This window comes from Planktothrix pseudagardhii (assembly GCF_904830925.1).
GTDB classification, from domain to species: Bacteria; Cyanobacteriota; Cyanobacteriia; order Cyanobacteriales; family Microcoleaceae; genus Planktothrix; species Planktothrix tepida.
In genome coordinates, this window is record NZ_LR882967.1 from 3289123 (window position 1) to 3309494 (window position 20372).

The window sequence follows — 20372 nt, forward strand, 5'->3', positions numbered from 1 at the left end:
TCATTAAATTATATGAACCCTAAACCCCAAGTAGAGAGGTTGCATACACCGCCTCTACTATTGTTAAACTAATACCTCAAACGCATTGCTAGAAATCAACTCTGCTTGGATGTTATTAAGCTTGACTAACGGTTGATTATTAAAACTAATTAAAGCCGATGTTCCATCTTGAGTTAGAGTGAGTTGAGAGAACGTTAAACCCTGATTTAATACAATCAAATCTTGTCCGAGTTGAAAATCGGTAATTTGATCTAATCCTGTATCCGCAGCAATTACAAAGCGATCACTTCCACTTCCTCCAGTTAAACTATCATTTCCCAAATCACTAAACAACCAGTCATCATTTGCACCTCCTTTGAGGGTATCCGCTTCTTTACCGCCATAGAGGGTATCATTACCTTCATCTCCGCACAGTTCACCCATACCTTCATTGGCTGAAAGAATATCATTTCCTGCACCTCCCTCTAATTGTTCTAATTGCGAGATATCTTTGATGTTTCCAGTTTCACCTGTACCGCCATAGAGGGTATCATCCCCGTCGCCACCGCAGACAATATCACTCCCTTGATCTCCATACATCAAATCATCGCCATTCTCGCCATAGAGAATATCGTCATCTTCCCCCCCATAGAGGGTATCATTTCCTTCACCACCGATTAAGGTATCGTTAAACAAGTTACCATAGAGAACATCATCCCCTGTTCCCCCCCATAACAAATCCTCTGAAGGGTCACTCATCATATCTTGGGGGAAGTAACCACCAAATAAGGTATCATTACCTTCATCACCATAAACAGTATCTCGGCCTAATTCACCCCGCAACAAATCATCTTGTTGACCGCCAAAAACGAAATCATCTCCTTCCCCGGCATAAATGGTATCCTTACCGATACCGCCTTGAATTAAATCATTGTTCTCATAACCATAGAGAACGTCTTCTTCCTCCCCTTCTGGTGGAACAGTACCATCAGTTACACTGCCAATGAGGGTGTCATTATTCTCATCTCCATAGAGGCTATCATTGCCTTTATCCCCAAAGATCAGGTCATTATTCTTCCCACCATATCCAATATCGTTACCATCATCCCCGGTTAGAGTATCGTTATTTTCATTAGCCGAGAGGAAATCATCTCCCGTCCCCCCACTCAACCAATCTTGTCCAGTAATATCACGACCCGATATGGGGGGAATATCATCAATGCCTCCAAATAAACTATCATTTCCTTCTTGACCTTGAAGGGTATCATTATCAAAACTACCCCGAAGTTGATCATTTCCTTTTCCGCCTTCTATCCAAGCAGTTCCTTCTCCCCCATCAACGCTATCATCGCCGTCACCACTATAGATATTGTCATTTCCAGGTAACGCATCAATGACATCATCTCCTCCAAATGAGAAGATGTTGTCATTTCCAGGTGTTCCCAGCAGACTATCATTCTCATTAGTACCGTTAATCGTAGTTGTGGCAATATTGGGAGAACTCAACCCTAAAACTGGACGTTCTGGAAAGACAACACTGGGTAATTCAGGAAGGGGAGGACAAAGATCACACTCATCATCAGGTACAAAAACCGGAGGGGATAAAGGTGCTATTGTCGGAAGTTCATCAACAGTAATATTAGCAGTTGCGGTACTAATTCCCCCATTACCATCATTGACAGTATATTCAAAACTTGCAGGCCCAATATAACCGGGTGTGGGAGTAAAGACAACTTCTCCAGTATCAGGATTTAAGTTAACTGTACCGTTATTAGGATTATTAACGGATTCAATAATTAAATTATCTCCATTGGGGTCGGTATCATTATTTAAAGGGGTTAAGGTAACAGGAATATCTTGTTGAGTTGTAGCCGTATCATCAACAAGAATAGGAGGTTGGTTGGGTAGTGCTTCAACCGTAATATTAGCCGTTGCGGTACTTGTTCCTCCATTACCATCATTGACAGTATATTCAAAACTTGCAGGCCCAATATAACCGGGTGTGGGAGTAAAGACAACTTCTCCAGTATCAGGATTTAAGTTAACTGTACCGTTATTAGGATTATTAACAGATGCAATAGTTAAATTATCACCTTCTGGGTCAGTATCGTTATTTAGAGGGGTTAAGGTAACAGGAGTATCTTGTTGAGTTGTAGCAGTATCATCAACAAGAATAGGCGGTTGGTTAGGAAGTTCATCAACAGTAATATTAACAGTTGCGGTGCTAATTCCCCCGTTTCCATCATTGACAGTATATTCAAAACTTGCAGGCCCAATATAACCGGGTGTGGGAGTAAAGACAACTTCTCCAGTATCAGGATTTAAGTTAACTGTACCGTTATTAGGATTATTAACAGATGCAATAGTTAAATTATCACCTTCTGGGTCAGTATCGTTATTTAGAGGGGTTAAGGTAACAGGAGTATCTTGTTGAGTTGTAGCAGTATCATCAACAAGAATAGGCGGTTGGTTAGGAAGTTCATCAACAGTAATATTAACAGTTGCGGTGCTAATTCCCCCGTTTCCATCATTGACAGTATATTCAAAACTTGCAGGCCCAATATAACCGGGTGTGGGAGTAAAGACAACTTCTCCAGTATCAGGATTTAAGTTAACTGTACCGTTATTAGGATTATTAACAGATGCAATAGTTAAATTATCTCCATTGGGGTCGGTATCATTATTTAAAGGATTTAAGGTAACAGGAATATCTTGTTGAGTGGTAGCCGTATCATCAACAAGAATAGGGGGTTGGTTGGGTAGTGCTTCAACCGTAATATTAGCCGTTGCGGTACTTGTTCCCCCGTTTCCATCATTGACAGTATATTCAAAACTTGCAGGCCCAATATAACCGGGTGTGGGAGTAAAGACAACTTCTCCAGTATCAGGATTTAAGTTAACTGTACCGTTATTAGGATTATTAACAGATGCAATAGTTAAATTATCACCTTCTGGGTCAGTATCGTTATTTAGAGGGGTTAAGGTAACAGGAGTATCTTGTTGAGTTGTAGCAGTATCATCAACAAGAATAGGCGGTTGGTTAGGAAGTTCATCAACAGTAATATTAACAGTTGCGGTGCTAATTCCCCCGTTTCCATCATTGACAGTATATTCAAAACTTGCAGGCCCAATATAACTGGGTGTAGGCGTAAAGACAACTTCTCCAGTATCAGGATTTAAGTTAACTGTACCGTTATTAGGATTATTAACAGATGCAATAGTTAAATTATCTCCATTGGGGTCGGTATCATTATTTAAAGGATTTAAGGTAACAGGAATATCTTGTTGAGTGGTAGCCGTATCATCAACAAGAATAGGGGGTTGGTTGGGTAGTGCTTCAACCGTAATATTAGCCGTTGCGGTACTTGTTCCCCCGTTTCCATCATTGACAGTATATTCAAAACTTGCAGGCCCAATATAACCGGGTGTAGGCGTAAAGACAACTTCTCCAGTATCAGGATTTAAGTTAACTGTACCGTTATTAGGATTATTAACGGATTCAATAATTAAATTATCACCTTCTGGGTCAGTATCGTTATTTAGAGGGGTTAAGGTGACAGGAATATCTTGTTGAGTTGTGGCGGTGTCGTTGGTTGCTGTGGGGACTTGGTTGGGGGGTGCATTCACCGTAATATTAGCAGTTGCGGTACTTGTTCCCCCATTACCATCATTGACAGTATATTCAAAACTTGCAGGGCCAATATAACCGGGTGTAGGCGTAAATACAACTTCTCCGGTATTAGGATTTAAGTTAACTGTACCGTTATTAGGATTATTAACGGATTCAATAATTAAATTATCACCTTCTGGGTCAGTATCGTTATTTAGAGGGGTTAAGGTGACAGGAATATCTTGTTGAGTTGTGGCGGTGTCGTTGGTTGCTGTGGGGGGTTGGTTGGGTGGCGTATTAATATTAACCGTAAGGCTACCTGTAGCCGTTAAAGCGCCTCCTGTACCTTGGCTTCCTGTATTGCCATCATTGAAGCTATAGTTAATCGTAACTGTTTCCGAAGTATCACCACTATTAGAATAGGCAATTTGTTGTAAAACCGTATCTACTTGAGTTGCTGTCGCATTCGTGAAGGTGAGGGAAAGTTGACCCCCACTATTGTTGGTGACAGTGCCAATGATAGCGCCATTAACTGTTAGATTTCCCCCAGGAGTAAGGGCTCCTAATGTGCCACTTCCGCTAAAAACATCATTTGGATTAGCTGCACCATCACGACTTAAAGTTAGAGTAGAGCCAGCATAATTGTTAATAGCATCTAATTCTACATCATTGATAATGGCATTGTTATCGAGAACAACCGGGTTTTCTCCTAAGATATAACTGGGGTTATTGTTGAGGTCATTAATTTCCGGCGCGTCATTAACAGGAGTAACATTAACGGTGAGGGTATAATTACCACTAAAATCCGTTCCGTCTCCGACTTGAAAGCTAAAGTTCGCGTAATTGTCACCATTGGCATTAAGCGGTGAACTAAAATTTAATTGACCAATTTCTGCAATCGAAATAATTTGATTAATAGTAACAGCTTGACTACCAAAGTTAAGTGTTCCTTGGGTGGGGAGACTGGTAATTTTGACCTGTTGTAACGTATCCCCAGTATTGAGGTCAGTAAAGGGGAAATTGGCAGCAACAAAACTATAAGGAGTATCTTCTAAAGTAGTGACATTATTGTTACTACTGGTGGGAGCAATATTAAGTGCACTGGCTAATAATCCTCCGGTAATAACATCTAAACCGCCTAATTCTTGATTGGTATTTAAGGGGACATCTGATAATCCGATTAAATCCATATTGGCATTTACATCTGCTGGAAATATGGCATAACCATAGAAAGTTTCCCCAGGATTAATCCCTAAATCGGCAAAGCTAACATAAATACCTCCAATACTTTGTGTTGTACTGGTAAAAGACCAACGCATTTTATCTTGATTTGCATCTTGGCGGGTAATTTGAGGAATAACATCGGGAAGCCCAGAATTTCCCCACTCCCCATCACTAATGTTAATTAACCCCCCGAATTCTGTGGGTTTATTCTGTTCATCAATACCTAAAATTGGAGTGATAATAACGGGATCATTTAAACCAGGTTTTCCTCGTTCAACTAATACAAAACCTATATTCTCATTGGTCGTAGGTGAAATTAAACCTCCGGGTTCTATAAAATCTATTCGTTCAATATTGTTATTGTTGTTATTAGGATTTCCTGTATTCGTAAAAACATTGTCAGTTCCTAAGTTTAAAATAGGAGTTCTCAGAGCAACGTCCATGCTGCTGTTATAGCCTGAATTTATATTAATTGTTGTGCCATTTGCAGCACCATCAAACCACAAAATATCCCTAATTCCTTGAACTTCCGGGTTATCTTTTCGTTGAATTTTCAGAAAATCTAAATTCTTAATGATTTCAAAGGGAACTGTTCCCACATCGGGAAGAACAATATCAAAAGAATTGAATGTATTGTTATTTCCTGCATAGTTCATTGTGTAGATTGTATTGGGGTCGTTAGCACCTGGGGCTTCGTAAGTGGTTACCCCATTTTGCACAAAAGTACCCCTAAAATTAATCGCAGGTTCAGATAAAATTCCCTTGTAATTTGCGATCGCTTTTGCACTCAAACACAATGGCGTTTGAATGGTTCCAGTGGTTTCTTCTAACGTCCAATTTCCTCCTAATTCGGCATTTCCAATTAAATTTTTGGAGGCTGCAACCTGAGTTTGAGTCAGTTTAGCTAAGTGATGAATAAAAGATTTTCCTAAACTCCCCTGAGCAATATTACAGCCATATAATAATAAATCGGTATGTTGGGTAAAAGCAGTTTGCCATTGTTTAATTTGAGGTGCATATTGATTCAGAGTATGGGTATTTAATTCGGTATTTCCTAATTTTACTTCTGCGGGACTTCCGTGAGAAATAATATGGAGAGATTGAATATTTTTGCGATGGCTGAGAACAGAGGTTATTTCTTGAATTCCATCTTTGTTAGGGGAAAAATAATAACTTCTGCGGTTGGATCAACTTCTTCTAATAAGATGTGATAATCTTCAACACGAGCATCAATAAAAACGATGGCTTTTTGTTGCTTTTGTAATGACATACCCAGATAGTCCTAATTTTAATTAAAAATGAGGTTGAAGTTTATTATGTAGATGCAAATATCCTTATCACCTAAACCTTTTATATAAGTTCTAGGTTTAGGCAAATAATCTCTATGTTCAAGTCAATACACAGCTAAAATCTAGCTGTATAGGTTCTTGAAACCAACTGAATCAACCTCATTGTAGCCAGCAATATATTTTTTGTGCTTATACCTAAGATATAGATTTTAAAAGACTGACCGTGTAGTTATTTTCTATAATTTTGCTAAATATTGTTATTGTGAATTCAAAAAATATTAATAGTAATTTGGGGTAATTTTTAAGATCTCTTCTGCATTTGTCACCACAAAGACACGAAGAAAGCAAGAAGGATGATTCAGAAGATATGATTGTGACAATAACAAGGGTATAGTTTAATCATGTCCTTTGAATATAATATCTCCTTTATCTCTTCCTTCGTGCCTTCGTGTCTTGGTGGTTACTTCTACAGTTAAAAAAACTGACGAAGGTATTGTGGAAAAAACCCGGCTTCTCTGTTTATCAATTTCAAATTAAGCTTGAATTACAAATTGAGTTGCTGTTAAGGCTGGTTTATTCGTTAAGGTAAGGAATTGAGACCCTGTGCCAAAACCTGCGGCTGTACCATTTTGATTATAAAATAATCCTCCGGTTGCAGTGTTATACACAATATCCGCCGCGCTGGTCGCAGCGAGAGCATCGGTGGTCACTTTGGCAAACTCACCAACAACAGAAAACCCAGTTCCCGCAATACTACTAATACTGGTAAAGGTGGTTTTATCTAATACAATTTGATCACCTTGGGCTATGGTAAAATCGGTAATCGTATCTACACCAACGGCAGAAGTAGCAAAGGCTGCATTGGTATTGTAGATAAATTTATCCGCACCAAGTCCACCTGTAAGGGTATCATTAGCAGCATCTCCACTCAGAGAATCATTGCCATCCCCACCTAATAATTGGTCAGCACCGCTACCATTGAGAATATTATTAGCTGTATTTCCGGTAATAATATTAGCTAAAGCATTACCCGTAATAGGCTTGGTATATAATAATTATCACCTATTTAGCTCCTTATTTTTGTTTAAGTCCCAATAGAAGAAGTGAAGCGAGATTTTAGTAAGCATTTTAAAGATTTTAAAATTAAGATCCAATGAAGCCTAAAATTTTATCTTCTATTGAAGAGGATATTTTAAATAATCTCCTAAACCTCCTGTAGAGACCTTGCATACAACGTCTCTACTTGGACGGATGCGTAGCAAACATTTAAACAGGAGTCCCGTTGCTCCCCTATCCAGATTTTCACCGATATAATTTTGGGCCAAAAACCTCATGAAAAAATTTCAGTAATTCTACGGTATTCAACACATAATTAATCGGTTATACTAAAGTTATTAACGTTAAATTGAGGCGTTCTCCAAATATACCCAACGGCAATTTTCCCGATTGTACTGTTTAAACCGAGGAAAAATTGTACATCGGGTCAATAGAGATCGTCCTTTCCGTTCATCCCTTCAAATGGGTGCGATCTCCCGGCAACTACTGATTAGAATCCTTTGGCCATTAATTAATCAACTGAATTGAAAACCATGAAAAAACAAATTATTTTCATTGACTCCACTATCGACAACTACCCAAGCCTAATAGAAGGAGCCAACAAAAACGCAGAAATCGTGATTTTAGACCCAGACCCAAGTGGGGTAGAACAGATCACACAAGCACTCAAAGGCTTATCAAAAATTCAAGCCCTACATATCGTTTCTCACGGAAGCCCCGGTCATTTACAACTCGGTTCAGACCTTCTAAATAGGGAAAATTTAGATGGTTTTAGGAAACCACTTCAGCAGTGGGGAAAAGCCCTAACAAAAACCGCCGATATTTTAGTGTATGGATGTGAAGTAGCAGCCGGAGAAATAGGAGAAAAATTCATCCAGCACCTGAATCAAATGATAGGGGCCAACATAGCAGCATCCAGCCGAAAAACTGGCAATGCGACCCTAGGAGGAGACTGGAAATTAGACAAAACCATCGGGTCAATAGAAACCCCCCTAGCTTTTTCAGCAGTAACAATGGAAAACTATGGCGGAGTATTAGCAATCAAAAACTTCGACTTGAGTTCAATCTTCACCGAGGATGTCATTATTAACTATAATAACGGCACCACAGACCCCAGCCAAAACGGCCTGAGCCAACCGAGTGAAACCCTCATCACTCAGTCTTTTGCCACCTTTAAAGCAGGTGCTAATGGCAATGGTTTACCCGATAACGGCTCTTTCGCAGCCAATACCTACCATCCCGCAATTCAACTCGGTTACAGTAACACCAGTGACGGCAACAACGCCAAAGTCCTCAGTGCCAACAATACCAGCTTTACCTTCAACATTACATCTGGTCAATATTCAGCCATCCACCTGTTCGCCACCAGTACAGATGGTACAGCCGGGATAGAGGTGAAATTTAACTATAGCGATGGCACTAATGAAACCAGCACAGCCGATGTACCCGACTGGTTTGACACCATTACCGAATCCGCTAACACATACTATCTGATTGATGGGATGGATCGAAGCTTTGATTTGACAGGAAGCAACTATCATGATGCTGACACGGCTGCCCTGTACGGGCTGAAGTTCGCTCCCAACCCAGCCAAAACACTCAGTAGTATTACCTTTACAAAAACCAGTGGAACCACAGCTAACAACTGGGTAAGCTTTTTTGGGGCTACGGGAGAATACAACAACAGCGCCCCCGTCCTAAATGCAGCTAACGTATCTAATTTAACCACAATTAACGAAGACCCGACAACCAATCCAGGGACATTAGTTTCCACCGTCTTAAGCAGTGGTTTCACCGATGCCAACAGCGACCCCAGTGGCATAGCTGTCACCAGTTTAAGCAATGCAAGTGACGGAACTTGGCAGTTTTCTAACGATAATGGCAACAATTGGACAACATTTGGGGCAGTAACAGACAGTTCAGCGACTCTTTTAAGTAATACAGCCTTAGTTCGATTTGTTCCAAATGCCAACTTTAACGGTAATGTCAGCCTCACTTATCGAGGATGGGATGGCACCAGTGGCAGCAATGGACAAACGGGTGTGAATGTCAGCACCAATGGAGGAATAACAGCTTTTAGTACCGCCACAGCTACCTCTAATTTAAGTATTACTAATATTAACGACGCTCCTACAGGAACAGTTAGTATTACAGGAACAGCAACACAAAACCAAATTTTAACCGCCACCAATACCTTAGCGGATGCAGATGGTTTAGGAACATTAAATTATCAATGGCAAGAGTCAGGCGATAATGGAGTCAACTGGACAGATAAGCTGTTGTGTATTTAAACTGTGATTATAGCATTACCTTTGTTTTTAAGTTTACGTCCCCATTTAATAGATAACTGTCCTTCATTTAAAAGCTGATGTAATAAACACTCTAGCTCATCAACTGATTTAAAGAGTCGATGAGCTATATATTCTTTAGCTGAATGCCAGACTAATTCAATTAAATTATAATCTGGACTATATGCTGGAAGAAATTCTAAATAGACATTCGGCATTTCTGCTTTAATTTTTTCTAGGTACTCTTCTTTTTTGTGAAAACTTGCATTGTCAAGAATAATCAGGATCTTAGCTCCTTTTTCTACAAATTCTTCTGCTTGATTTCCCGCTAATACCCATTCATAAATTAGCTCTTGATAAAAACTTTTTAACACTTGATAAAAATTATCTGCATTTCCTTTATCCAGAAATTCTACAAATCTTTTTTTATCCGAGTACCTCAATCCTCCCATCACATTAACTCTTCCTTTCCTCCTGTCTCCTCTAATCTGTTTCCTCTTCCCTTTTTTACACCAATTCTTTCTTTTTATCACTCTTAAATTAAATCCACTTTCATCCCAAAACCATACCTGTAATTGTTCTGGACTTTCTTTTGCTATTTTCAAATATTCTTCTATTTTATCTTTAAATAATTTTCTTTTTTCTGGATCTCTTTTCTCTTCTAAGCTATACTTTGCCCACAAATAAACATACTTTTTTTCCTTTAATATCTTTCTCACTTGTGAACTACTTAATTTGATTCCTGTGATTTGTTCTAAATAAGTTGCCAATCTTTCTCCTGTCCATCTCCCAAATTCATATCCTAATTCTTCCGGTTCTTTTTCTACTGTTTCTAATAATATCTCTATATATTTGTCTGTGGCTTTTCTATAATTTCCTTTCATTCTTTCATCTTTTAGGCTTTCTAATTTGTCAGGGTCTCCATGTACACACCAATAACATACTTTGTTTAATGAGCAGCCCAAAAACTTGGCAATTTCACTTTGCTTTTTACCATCATTTAGCAATAATAAAATCAAGATTCTTTCTCGGATTTGTCCATTTTCTTCCTCTTTCAATCTTTTCTGTAGTTTCTCTACTTGCTTTTCATTTAAATGATTTTTAGCAGGCATCTTTTGATTGATTTTTCTAAACTTGGTTTTTCATTATACCCTATTTAGATGCTTAACAGCTTATTAGTGGAGCGACTAATAATACTTTGACCTTATCTCAAACACAAGTGGGGAAAACGGTACAAGTAAAAGTTAGTTATACTGACCTATTAGGAACAGCAGAAACAGTTAATAGTAGTCCAACTGCTGTAGTTACTAATATTAACGACGCTCCTACAGGAACAGTTAGTATTACAGGAACAGCAACACAAAACCAAATTTTAACCGCCACAAATACCTTAGCAGATGTTGATGGTTTAGGAACATTAAATTATCAATGGCAACAGTCAGCAGATAATGGAGTCACCTGGACTAATATTAGTGGAGCGACTAATAATACTTTCACCTTATCTCAAGCACAAGTTGGGAAAAAGGTACAAGTAAAAGTTAGTTATACTGACTTATTAGGAACAGCAGAAACAGTTAATAGTAGTCCAACTGCTGTAGTTACTAATGTTAACGACTTACCGACAGGTAATGTTAGTATTACAGGAACAGCAACACAAAACCAAATTTTAACCGCCACCAATACTTTAGCGGATGTTGATGGTTTAGGAACGTTTAATTATCAATGGCAAGAGTCCTCAGATAATGGAGTCACCTGGACTAATATTAGTGGAGCGACTAATAATACTTTCACCTTATCTCAAGCACAAGTTGGGAAAAAGGTACAGGTAAAAGTTAGTTATACAGACCTATTAGGAACAGCAGAAACGGTTAATAGTAGTTCGACTTCTGTGATTTCTGGACTTTTGAATAATGCTCCTACAGGAACAGTTAATATTGCGGGTACAGCAAAACAAAATCAAACCTTAACGGCAACCAATACCTTAGCAGATGCAGATGGTTTAGGAACGTTTAATTATCAATGGCAAGAGTCCTCAGATAATGGAGTCACCTGGACTAATATTAGTGGAGCGACTAATAATACGTTCACCTTATCTCAAGCACAAGTAGGGAAAACGGTACAAGTAAAAGTTAGTTATACAGACCTATTAGGAACAGCAGAAACGGTTAATAGTAGTCCAACTTCTGTGGTTACTAATATTAACGACGCTCCTACAGGAACAGTTAATATTACAGGAACAGCGACACAAAACCAAATTTTAACGGCAACCAATACCTTAGCAGATGCAGATGGTTTAGGAACATTAAATTATCAATGGCAAGAGTCATCAGATAATGGAGTCACCTGGACTAATATTAGTGGAGCGACTAATAATACTTTTACCTTATCTCAAGCACAAGTTGGGAAAACGGTACAAGTAAAAGTTAGTTATACAGACCTATTAGGAACAGCAGAAACAGTTAATAGTAGTTCGACTTCTGTGGTTTCTGGACTTTTGAATAATGCTCCTACAGGAACAGTTAATATTGCGGGTACAGCAACACAAAACCAAATTTTAACGGCAACCAATACCTTAGCAGATGTTGATGGTTTAGGAACGTTTAATTATCAATGGCAAGAGTCAGCCGATAATGGAGTCACCTGGACTAATATTAGTGGCGCGACTAATAATACTTTTGCCTTATCTCAAACACAAGTTGGGAAAAAGGTACAAGTAAAAGTTAGTTATACTGACCTATTAGGGACAGCAGAAACAGTTAATAGTTCACCTACAACTACCGTTACTAATGTTAACGACTTACCCACAGGTAATGTTAGTATTACAGGAACAGCGACACAAAACCAAATTTTAACGGCAACCAATACCTTAGCAGATGTTGATGGTTTAGGAACATTAAATTATCAATGGCAAGAGTCAGGCGATAATGGAGTCACCTGGACGAATATTAATGGAGCGACTAATAATACTTTCACCTTATCTCAAACACAAGTAGGGAAAAAGGTACAGGTCAAAGTTAGTTATACTGACCTATTAGGAACAGCAGAAACAGTTAATAGTAGTCCGACTTCTGTGGTTACTAATATTAACGACGCTCCTACAGGAACAGTTAATATTACAGGAACAGCAACACAAAACCAAATTTTAACCGCAACCAATACCTTAGCAGATGCAGATGGTTTAGGAACATTAAATTATCAATGGCAAGAGTCAGCCGATAATGGAGTTACCTGGACAGATATTAGTGGAGCAACTAATAATACTTTTGCCTTATCTCAAGCACAAGTTGGGAAAAAAGTACAGGTCAAAGTTAGTTATACCGATGGACAAGGGACAGTAGAAACTGTTAATAGTAGTCCGACTTCTGTGGTTACTAATATTAACGACGCTCCTACAGGAACAGTTAATATTACAGGAACAGCAACACAAAACCAAATTTTAACCGCAACCAATACCTTAGCAGATGCAGATGGTTTAGGAACATTAAATTATCAATGGCAAGAGTCAGCCGATAATGGAGTTACCTGGACAGATATTAGTGGAGCAACTAATAATACTTTTGCCTTATCTCAAGCACAAGTGGGGAAAAAGGTACAGGTCAAAGTTAGTTATACAGACCTATTAGGAACAGCAGAAACGGTTAATAGTTCACCTACAACTACCGTTACTAATGTTAACGACTTACCCACAGGTAATGTTAGTATTACAGGAACAGCAACCCAAAACCAAATTTTAACCGCCACTAATACCTTAGCGGATGCAGATGGTTTAGGAACATTAAATTATCAATGGCAAGAGTCAGCCGATAATGGAGTCACCTGGACTAATATTAGTGGAGCGACTAATAATACGTTTACCTTATCTCAAACACAAGTGGGGAAAAAGGTACAGGTCAAAGTTAGTTATACTGACCTATTAGGGACAGCAGAAACGGTTAATAGTAGTCCGACTTCTGTGGTTACTAATATTAACGACGCTCCTACAGGAACAGTTAATATTACAGGAACAGCGACACAAAACCAAATTTTAACGGCAACCAATACCTTAGCAGATGCAGATGGTTTAGGTACTTTTAATTATCAATGGCAACAGTCATCTGATAATGGAGTCACCTGGACTAATATTAGTGGAGCGACTAATAATACTTTGACCTTATCTCAAACCCAAGTGGGGAAAAAGGTACAGGTCAAAGTTAGTTATACTGACCTATTAGGGACAGCAGAAACGGTTAATAGTAGTCCGACTTCTGTGGTTACTAATATTAACGACGCTCCTACAGGAACAGTTAATATTACAGGAACAGCGACCCAAAATCAAACCTTAACCGCCACAAATACCTTAGCAGATGCAGATGGTTTAGGTACTTTTAATTATCAATGGCAACAGTCAGCCGATAATGGAGTCACCTGGACTAATATTAGTGGAGCGACTAATAATACGTTCACCTTATCTCAAACACAAGTTGGGAAAAAGGTACAAGTAAAAGTTAGTTATACAGACCTATTAGGAACAGCAGAAACGGTTAATAGTTCACCTACAACTACCGTTACTAATGTTAACGACTTACCCACAGGTAATGTTAGTATTACAGGGACAGCAAAACAAAATCAAACCTTAACGGCAACAAATACCTTAGCAGATGTTGATGGTTTAGGAACATTAAATTATCAATGGCAACAGTCAGCCGATAATGGAGTCACCTGGACTAATATTAGTGGAGCGACTAATAATACGTTCACCTTATCTCAAACACAAGTGGGGAAAAAGGTACAGGTCAAAGTTAGTTATACAGACCTATTAGGAACACAAGAAACGGTTAATAGTACACCCACAGCTACCGTTACTAATGTCACTGCCGTTAACCATGCTCCCGTATTAGATAATACCAACTTCACCTATAGCCTCACCCCTATTAACGAAGATGACAGCAACTCCAGTGGGGATACTGTCGGGAATCTTATTCCTCCACCTTTAGGTATCAAAGAAAACACCAACGTCTCCCTCCCCGGTGTTTACAGAAGTTCCGTCACCACAGCCGACTTTGACAAAGATGGGGACACCGACATCCTACTCACGGGCAAAGATGGTTTTAATAACCGCATCAGCAAAATCTATAGCAACAATGGCAGTGGCGGTTTTAGCGAAAACACCAACATCTCCCTCACCGGTGTTTACAGAAGTTCCGTTACCACAGCCGACTTTGACAAAGATGGGTACACCGACATCCTGCTCACGGGCTCCTCTAGTTCTGGCCCCATCAGCAAAATCTATAGCAACAACGGCAGTGGCGGTTTTAGCGAAAACACCAACATCTCCCTCACCGGTGTTATATGGAGTTCCGTCGCCACCGCTGACTTCGACAATGATGGGGACACCGACATCCTGCTCACGGGCCAGGATGGTTCTGATAACCCCATCAGCAAAATCTATAGCAACAACGGCAGTGGCGGTTTTAGCCTCAACACCAACGTCTCCCTCACGGGTGTTCGCTATAGTTCCGTCACCACCGCCGACTTTGACAAAGATGGGGACACCGATATCCTGCTCACGGGCCGGGATAGTTCTAAGAAACCCATCAGCCAAATCTATAGCAACAACGGCAGTGGCGGTTTTAGCGAAAACACTAAGGTCTCCCTCATCGGTGTTGACAGAAGTTCCGTCACCACCGCCGACTTTGACTCTGATGGGGACACCGACATCCTACTCACGGGCTACGCTGGTTATAATAACCCCATCAGCCAAATCTATAGCAACAACGGCAGTGGCGGTTTTAGCGAAAACACCAACATCTCCCTCACCGGTGTTTACAGAAGTTCCGTCACCACAGCCGACTTTGACAAAGATGGGTACACCGACATCCTGCTCACGGGCTTGGATGGTTATGGCCCCATCAGCCAAATCTATAGCAACAACGGCAGTGGCGGTTTTAGCCTCAACACCAACGTCTCCCTCACGGGTGTTCGCTATAGTTCCGTCACCACCGCCGACTTTGACAAAGATGGGGACACCGACATCCTGCTCACGGGCAAGGATAGTTCTAGTAACCCCATCAGCAAAATCTATAACCATCTTTTCCCGATATCCGATGTAGACACCACCACCATCACCGAAGCCATTGCTATCACTGCTGCCGACAATAACGGCACCTGGCAATATTCCACCGACAACGGCACAACCTGGACAAACTTCCCCGTTGTCAGCAACAGTAACGCCCTATTATTAGATCCGAGTAACAAAGTCCGCTTCCAACCCAACGCTGACTACAACGGGACTATTACCACTGCCCTCACCTTCCGCGCCTGGGATCAGTCCACAGGTACAGCCGGAACTACAGCCGACACTCGCATTAACGGCGGTACAACAGCCTTTAGCACCAACACCGCCACCGCCTCCATTGTGGTAACAGCCTTTAACAATACTCCCACTGCCACGGACAAAACCCTAACCGTTAACGAAGACAACAACTACACCTTTACGACGGCGGACTTCGGTTTCAGTGATGTAGACACCACAGATACCCTAGCATCAATAAAAATCACCCAACTGCCCACAGTGGGGACATTACAACTGAATGGCACTGCTGTTGCAGCTAACCAAGTGATCTCTGCTGTTGATATTCCCAGCTTAGTCTTCACCCCAGTTGCTAATGCTAACGGTAGCAGTTATGCCAACTTCAAGTTCACCGTTAATGACGGCATTATTGATAGTGTGGCAGCTAATACAATTACTATTGATGTTACTGCCGTTAATGATATCCCTGTATTAAATACAGCTATTACCGCCCAGACCGCCAATCCAGATAGCAATTTCAATCTGAATATTGTTAATAACTTTAGCGATATTGATGCAGGGGATAGTTTAACCTATAGCGCCACCTTAGCGGATGGTACAACCTTACCCAGTTGGTTAACTTTCAACACCACAACCGGAACATTTACCGGAAAACCCACTAATGCAGATCTCGGTAATCTTACTATCAAAGTTACAGCTAAAGATAGTAGTAATACTACAGTTGAAAACAGTTTCCAACTGACGGTTAATAATACCAATACTCCGCCCACAGCCGCCAACAAAACCCTAACCGTTAACGAAGACAACAACTACACCTTTACGACGGCGGACTTCGGTTTCAGTGATGTAGACACCACAGATACCCTAGCATCAATAAAAATCACCCAACTGCCCACAGTGGGGACATTACAACTGAATGGCACTGCTGTTACAGCTAACCAAGTGATCACTGCTGCTGATATTCCCAGCTTAGTCTTCACCCCAGTTGCCAATGCTAACGGTAGCAGTTATGCCAACTTCAAGTTCACCGTTAATGACGGCATTATTGATAGTGTGACAGCTAATACAATTACTATTAATGTTATTGCCGTTAATGACTTACCCACAGGGAATATTAGTATTACAGGAACAGCCGAACAAAACCAAATTTTAACGGCAACAAATACCTTAGCGGATGCAGATGGTTTAGGAACGTTTAATTATCAATGGCAAGAGTCAGCAGATAATGGAGTCACCTGGACTAATATTAGTGGAGCAACTAATAATACGTTTACCTTATCTCAAACCCAAGTAGGGAAAAAGGTACAGGTAAAAGTTAGTTATACCGATGGACAAGGAACCAAAGAAACCGTTAATAGTAACCCAACCAATGCAGTCCTTTTGGGGGATATTATCGTCACCAAAGACACAGATAACGGTAAGGGAGATACCGAAGGAACTCTGAGTTGGGCGATAGACAGAGCCAATAAGAGCCCTGGAGCCGATACCATCAAACTCAATACCGATGTGCGTCTGAATTTTGGCGACGATGTGATACGGATGTGGAGTTTGATTGATAGCGATATGACTGTTGATGGGCAAGGACATACCATCAATGGGGATAATAATAATGATGGTACTGCGGATCAAGATGACCGTCCGATTTTCTTTGTCAAATCAGGGAATGTGAAATTTAAGAACCTGACCCTGAAAAACGCAGTTGCTAAGGGAGGCGATGGCTATAACTCCGGTGGTGGTGCGGGGATGGGAGGGGCACTGTTTATTTATCAAGGGAATGTCACGGTTGATGGGGTGAAGTTTGAGGGGAATGAAGCTAGAGGTGGTAATGGTACAGGGGGCAACGAGCAGTTTGGTGGTGGAATTGGGTTGCAGAAGATAGCAGCTAACAACGGTAGCAATGGTGGCTACGGTAGGAAGGGCATCAACGGCAGGAACGGCGAATGGGGCGACAACGGCGGCAACGGCGGCGAAGGCGGCTGGGGCGGCTGGGGCGGCAGTGGCGGCAAAGGCGGCGAAGGCGGCAGAGGCGGCATCGGCGGCGACGATGCCATCGTCGGCATCGGCGGCAGTGGCGGCAAAGGCGGCGAAGGCGGCAGTGGCGGCTTCGGCGGCAGAGGCGGCTTCGGCGGCAAAGGTGGCAGAGGCGGCATCGGCGGCAGAGAGGGCATCAGCGGCGTTGAAGGCACCGGCGGCCTTGGCGGCAGAGGCGGCTTCGGCAGCGGCGGCGGCAATGGCGGCAGTGGCGGCATCGGCAGCGACGGCAGTGGCGGCTTGAGCAACTACGGCGGCAGAGGCGGCTTCGGCGGCGGCAGTGGCGGCATCGGTGGCAGCGACCTCATCTTTGGCGGTGCAGGGATGGGAGGAGCGATTTTTGTCCGGGAAGGCAACCTCACCATCACAGGCTCCAGTTTCTCAAATTCCAGAGCCGTTGGAGGATCAGGAACTGACGATCGTGTCACCTCCGATGATGGACAAGGGTTTGGAGGAGCTATATTTGCCATCACCCAAGCAACGATAGATGCTCAGAAGGCGATTAATGACCAAGGTTTACCCACCTCACCCCCAACCGTCACCATTAGCAGTGACACCACCTTCTCAGGGAACTATGCCTTCAATGCAGCCACCAAAACTCAAGACTTTCAAGGAACTAACCTTAACACTTATGCTGTGTTCAGTGGCGATATTAAAGTTGCCACCCCCGCAGCTATCTCCCAAACCATCAAAGCCAAAGCTTTAGATGGCCCCATCTCTGGAGCCACAGCCTTCCTAGACACCAACTTCAACCGCACCCAAGATAGCGATGAACCTGGTGCAACCACAGATGCTGCGGGTAATTTCACCCTGGAGATTGCGGGTAACTTCGACCTCAACAGCAATGGCACTCTCGACTTCGATGAAGGGGAATATGTGGTCGTCGGTGGCACCGATGCCATTACCGGACAAGCCTTTACAGGCACACTGCGGGCAGTTCCCGGTTCTACGGTAGTTACCCCTCTAACGACTTTAATTTCTACCCTCGTCGATACAGGACTCACCCCAGAAGCATCCGAAACCCAAGTCAAAACTGCTTTGGGACTCCCCAGCACCATTAATTTAGCCACCTTTGATGCCATCGCAGCCGCCCAAGCGGGTTCTCCTGAAGGTTTAGCGGTGTTAGCGGCACAAGTGGCAGTGCAAACCCTGATTAGTCAAATCAGTAACTCCCTGCAAACGGTTATCGGTGTTAGCAGTAATAGCTTAGATGCTCAGGTGACTGGGAATCTAGCCCAACTCCTGCAAAGTGGCAGTTTCAATCTCAGTGATAGCACAGCGATTCAAACTTTGATTACTAACACAGTTGGTAATATAAACAGTTTATTAGCAGAGGTAGACCCAGCAGACAACACTATTAACCTAGAGGCGATTACCAACAATGCGGCTCAATTATCCCAAGTGATTGCCGCCAGTAACCAGCAAATCCTGACCTCCACCACCACTGATGGCATCTTCCAAGCCCAAAAAGTCGCCCAAACCAGCGTCACAGAAGATTTAAGTGCCGCCTTCAGTGGTACAAAATCCTTTGACGAAGTCGTAGCTGAGAATACTGGAGAAGCCCTAACCACTCAAATTGCTACCACCACCATCGATACTTCTGTTATTGACCAACCCCCAACAGATCCCAACAACCCAGACACAGGAGGAACCATCATTGATAACGGTAACATTGACCCGAATCAAGAGGTTATTAATAGTAGCACCGTTGGGTTAATAAATTCCGTTAATCCCACAACTCCAACTCCCTCAACTCCCACCCCAAAAACAACAAATCCCTCATCCCTGAGCGACCCCATCGAACAATTTATCGCTCGGAAAAATCTAACCTCCATTCCCACCAGTAACCCCCCCGATGACCTGCTCTTAGGAGATGAGCGTCCCAACTCCCTCAGTGGTGGTATCGGTCAAGATACCCTACTCGGTTATGGTGAAGTTGATTTCCTCTCAGGAAACCTAGGTCAAGATGTGATTTATGGTTTCCTTGGAAACGACCTAATTTATGGTGGAGCCGATGAAGACTGGGTGGGAGGCGGTAAAGACAATGACCTGATTTTCGGAGGTTTAGGAAACGATACCCTCAGTGGCGATTTAGGCAATGATACCGTATTAGGAGAAGTTGGAAACGACCTGTTAGTTGGTCATACTGGAGAAGATCTGTTGTCAGGAGGTACAGGGAACGATAACCTTTACGGTGGCGACGATAACGATCTGATTCATGGCGGTCAAGGCGACGATTTTGTAGATGGAAGTAACGGCGATGATTTAGTCACAGGAGATTTAGGCAATGATACCCTTAATGGTGGAGTCGGAACAGATTCCCTCATTGGCGGTCAAGGAGCCGATATCTTTATGTTAAATCCGGGTGAAAATGGTGATTTTATCCTAGATTTTGTTGGAGGTAAGGATCTGTTAAAATTGACGCAAAATTATAATTTTAATCAGCTTACCATCCTTCAAGGGAGTGGAACTCAAGCCGGAAATACCTTGATTCAAGTCGCAGCCAATAATGAACTTTTAGCCACTTTAATCGGTGTTCCTGCTAACTCAATTACCGCTAATTCTTTTACCCTTAATTAACGAAGAAATCCCGAAACCCGGTTTCT

Annotated in this window: 6 protein-coding genes and 2 pseudogenes; 2 read left to right on the forward strand and 6 right to left on the reverse strand. The window is 41.8% G+C overall.

Going from position 1 to position 20372, the window contains the following annotated elements:
* Positions 1-63 precede the first annotated feature (63 nt).
* The 5 genes and pseudogenes from NMK36_RS13965 to NMK36_RS29000 all read right to left on the reverse strand — a co-directional run.
* Positions 64-5610 carry an Ig-like domain-containing protein gene (locus NMK36_RS13965; RefSeq protein WP_254173991.1) on the reverse strand — a complete coding sequence of 1849 codons (5547 nt, stop codon included), beginning with the start codon at positions 5608-5610 and terminating at the stop codon, positions 64-66.
* 15 nt (positions 5611-5625) lie between these two features.
* Positions 5626-5958: pseudogene (locus NMK36_RS28995) on the reverse strand (DUF4347 domain-containing protein); the annotation flags it as partial.
* A complete protein-coding gene (locus NMK36_RS13970; RefSeq protein ID WP_254173992.1) occupies positions 5946-6083 on the reverse strand; it encodes a DUF4347 domain-containing protein in 138 nt (45 codons plus the stop codon). The gene NMK36_RS13970 and the pseudogene NMK36_RS28995, both read right to left, overlap by 13 nt.
* Before the next feature lie 552 nt (positions 6084-6635).
* Positions 6636-6812: a hypothetical protein gene (locus NMK36_RS13975; protein ID WP_254173993.1), complete on the reverse strand. Its 177-nt coding sequence runs from the start codon at positions 6810-6812 to the stop codon at positions 6636-6638.
* A gap of 183 nt (positions 6813-6995) precedes the next feature.
* Positions 6996-7139, reverse strand: a pseudogene (locus NMK36_RS29000) (hypothetical protein); the annotation flags it as partial.
* Positions 7140-7691: 552 nt separating this feature from the next.
* Between NMK36_RS29000 and NMK36_RS13980 the strand changes: the two are divergent.
* Entirely contained in the window at positions 7692-9449 is a 1758-nt protein-coding gene (locus NMK36_RS13980) for a DUF4347 domain-containing protein (RefSeq protein WP_254173994.1), read from the forward strand.
* Here NMK36_RS13980 and NMK36_RS13985 read toward each other — a convergent pair.
* Complete coding sequence (locus tag NMK36_RS13985) at positions 9446-10558, reverse strand: IS630 family transposase (protein ID WP_254172743.1); 1113 nt, start codon at positions 10556-10558, stop codon at positions 9446-9448. The genes NMK36_RS13980 and NMK36_RS13985 overlap by 4 nt on opposite strands.
* Before the next feature lie 86 nt (positions 10559-10644).
* Between NMK36_RS13985 and NMK36_RS28795 the strand changes: the two genes are divergently transcribed.
* Positions 10645-20346, forward strand: a complete 9702-nt coding sequence (locus NMK36_RS28795; protein WP_302184661.1) for an FG-GAP-like repeat-containing protein — start codon at positions 10645-10647, stop codon at positions 20344-20346.
* The last annotated feature ends 26 nt before the right edge of the window (positions 20347-20372 follow it).

Bases quoted from the DNA above. Each gene is read 5' to 3' on its own strand.
- NMK36_RS13985 (WP_254172743.1), bottom strand. From the start codon at position 10,558: ATGCCTGCTAAAAATCATTTAAATGAAAAGCAAGTAGAGAAACTACAG.
- NMK36_RS13970 (WP_254173992.1), bottom strand. From the start codon at position 6,083: ATGTCATTACAAAAGCAACAAAAAGCCATCGTTTTTATTGATGCTCGT.
- NMK36_RS13980 (WP_254173994.1), top strand. From the start codon at position 7,692: ATGAAAAAACAAATTATTTTCATTGACTCCACTATCGACAACTACCCA.